Source organism: Acidovorax sp. KPB24-03, from assembly GCF_057546605.1.
In genome coordinates, this window is record NZ_BAAJYR010000400.1 from 1 (window position 1) to 3,192 (window position 3,192).

The window sequence follows — 3,192 nt, forward strand, 5'->3', positions numbered from 1 at the left end:
CCGCCGCCATCCTGCAATGGAATGGAGCGTGCCGGCGCGGCCGCGCTGGCGCTGGCCACCGGCCTGATCTGCGGCACGGTGACCGGTGCGGTGTCGGTGGCCGGCGTGGCCACGCACAGGCGCCGGTTGTCGGCGATGCGCACGCTCACCAGGGAAGAATCGGGCAGGTCGCCCACGCGCACCGCGCAGTCGAACCCCTCGCCCGCCAGATCGACCACGCGGTCGCTCAGGTTGAGCGAGATGGTCACCTCGGCATGCAGGTCGCGAAAGCGCGGCACCAGCGGCGCCACATGGCGCCGCCCGAAGCCCGCCGGCGCGGTGATGCGCAGGTGCCCGGTGGCCTTGACGCCGCCGGCGGACACGCTGGCCTCGGCATTCGCCACGTCGGACAGCAGGCGCTGGCAATCTTCCAGGAAGGCGCTGCCCTCGTGCGTGAGGTGGATGCGCCGCGTGGTGCGCACCATGAGCTTGACCCCCAGGTGCTCTTCCAGCGCATCGAGCCGGCGCCCCATGATGGCCGGGGCCACGCCTTCGGCCTTGGCGGCCGCGGTGAGGCTGCCGCGCGTTGCCACCGACACGAATGACTCGAAGGCCTTGAGCTTGTCCATGGGCGCCGATTATGCGGATGGATGTCACGGATGCATGCGGGTTCCACGCTGATTGCTGACGTAGGACTTCAAGCGAAATCGGGCACCAGTGCAATCAACCCTAGGGCATATAGCTATCAAAACAATAGCAAACTCTGCCCCATGAATTGCACGGGGCCGCCCCGCCCCGCGCCGATCGCTCCCGCAGCCGCGCCTAGACGGCCGCGCGGGTGAGCTGCATCGACAGCGTGTAGCGGCTGGCTGGGTGCAGCGTCACGCTCACGTCCATCAGTTCGCCTCCGGTGTCCACGTAGCGGCGAACGATCTTCAGCGCCGCGGAACCGGCGGGCGCCTGCAGCTCTTCGGCCAGCGACTCCGGCACCAGCGCCCCCACGATGTCCTGCCGCACCTTGGCGATGCGCAGGCCGTACTGCGCCTCCAGCAGGCTGCTGACCAGCACGTCGGGCGCGGCGCGCACGTGTTCGGCCAGCTCCCGCGCGTCGAAGCGGGCCGCATCCACATAGACCACCGTCCAGGCGATGGGCAGGTGCGGCGCAGCACCGTCCCGGCGCAGGCTGGCGATGGCAAGGCAGCGGCTGCCGGCGGCGCAGCCCAGCTCGGCGGCCAGTTCGCGGTCGAGCACCACCTCTTCGATGCGGCGCACCTCGCGCACGTGGGTGGCGCCGAACTGCACCAGGTCGTCCAGCGAGGCCAGCGTCTGCTGGTAATGCGCATTGGGCGTGGCCGCCTCCACGCGCGTGCCCACTTTCTTGCGGCGCGACACCAGGCCGGACTGCTGCAGCTCCGAGATGGCGGCGCGCACCGTGTGGCGGCTCACGCCGTAGCGGTCGCACAGCTCCAGCTCGGTCGGCAGCAGCGCGCCCACCACGTATTCGCCCGCGGCGATGCGTTCCGACAGATGGCGCGCCACCAGCGCATAGCGCGGCTCAGCCATGGGCGCAGCCCCTCATCCGGGGTAAACCCGGATTTTCTTTATGTACGTACATAAACAAAATAATTCATATGTCCGAACTTAATAGCCCGCGGACGCCGACGCAACCACCGACACCATGACCACCCCCGCCTTCGCCTCCAGCACCGCCATCGACTCGCTGCTCTTTCGCGACGCTTTCGGCACGCCCGCCATGCGCGCGATCTTCGCCGACCGCACGCTCGTCGCCCGCTACATCGAAGTGGAGGTGGCGCTGGCCGCCGCGCAGGGCCGCTGCGGCGTGATTCCGGCCGAAGCGGCCCGCGAGATCGCCGCGCGCTGCGACCTGAACGCGCTCGACTTCGAGCTGCTGCGCCAGGAGACCGACATTGTCGGCTACCCCATCCTGCCGCTGGTGCACCAGCTGGTGAAGCAGTGCGGCGACGCCGGCCGCTATGTGCACTGGGGCGCCACCACCCAGGACATCATGGACACGGCCACGGTGCTGCAGGTGCGCGACGCGCTGGCGCTGGTGGAAGCCGACATCGTGGCCCTGCGCGGCATCCTGGCCGGCCTGGCCGAGCGCTACCGCGACACGCCCATGGCCGGGCGCACCCATCTGCAGCACGCGCTGCCCATCACCTTCGGCTACAAGGCCGCCATCTGGCTGGCGATGTTCGACCGCCATGCCGAGCGGCTGCAGGAATTGAAAAAGCGCGTGCTCGTCGGCCAGTTCGCCGGCGCAGCAGGCACGCTGGCCTCGCTGGGCGATCGCGGGCTGGAGGTGCAGGGCCTGCTGATGGAGGAGCTGCAGCTGGGCGTGCCCGCCACCACCTGGCACGTGGCGCGCGACGGCCTGGCCGAGGCGGTGAACTTCCTGGCCCTGGTGACCGGCTCGCTGGGCAAGATCGCCTACGACGTGATGCTGCTGTCGGCCACCGAGTTCGGCGAGGTGTTCGAGCCCTTCGTGCCCGGCCGTGGCGCCAGCAGCACCATGCCGCAAAAGCGCAATGCGATCTCCAGCGAGCTGATGCTGGCGGCCTCCAAGTCCGTGCGCCAGCATGCTGGCCTGATGCTGGACGCCATGGTGCAGGACCTGGAGCGCGCCACCGGCCCGTGGCACGCCGAATGGATCGCCATTCCCGAGAGCTTCGTGCTCACCGCCGGGGCCCTGAACCAGGCGCGCTTCATGCTCGGCGGCCTGATCGTCAACGAAGACCGCATGGCGAAGAACCTGGACATGACGGACGGCCTGATCGTGGCCGAGGCCGTGATGATGGGCCTGGCCCCGTTCACCGGCCGCCAGCAGGCGCACGACATCGTCTACGGCGCCTGCCGCACCGTGAACACGCAGGGCGGCACGCTGGCCGATGCGCTGGCGCGGCTGCCCGAGGTGTCGGCGCACTTCGACCGCGCGGCGATCGACCGCCTCACCGATCCCCGCAACTACCTGGGCGCCGCGCCCGGGATGGTGGACCGCGCCCTGGCCCTGTCGCGCGCGCAGAAAAAAAGCTGATTCCCAAGAGCGTCAACCGGAGACACGCATGCAACCTTCGACCTTCCGCCGCACCGCCGTGGCGCTGGCCGCCGCCGCCCTGGCCTTCGCCGCCCAGGCGCAGGGCTACCCCGCCAAGCCGCTCACCTGGATCGTGCCCTTCGCCGCCGGCGGCCCCA

The 3,192-nt window shown here is 69.9% G+C and carries 3 protein-coding genes; 1 reads left to right on the forward strand and 2 read right to left on the reverse strand.

Going from position 1 to position 3,192, the window contains the following annotated elements:
* Together AC27KI_RS21620 and AC27KI_RS21625 are read right to left on the reverse strand one after the other, a co-directional pair.
* A partial coding sequence (locus tag AC27KI_RS21620) for a LysR family transcriptional regulator (protein ID WP_487115762.1) occupies positions 1-608 on the reverse strand: 608 nt, incomplete at its 3' end.
* 193 nt (positions 609-801) lie between these two features.
* Entirely contained in the window at positions 802-1,542 is a 741-nt protein-coding gene (locus AC27KI_RS21625; protein ID WP_284430996.1) for a GntR family transcriptional regulator, read from the reverse strand.
* Between the two features lie 115 nt (positions 1,543-1,657).
* On the opposite strand from AC27KI_RS21625, the gene AC27KI_RS21630 reads away from it, so the two are divergent.
* Entirely contained in the window at positions 1,658-3,034 is a 1,377-nt protein-coding gene (locus AC27KI_RS21630) for a class-II fumarase/aspartase family protein (RefSeq protein WP_487115764.1), read from the forward strand.
* Positions 3,035-3,192 lie beyond the last annotated feature (158 nt).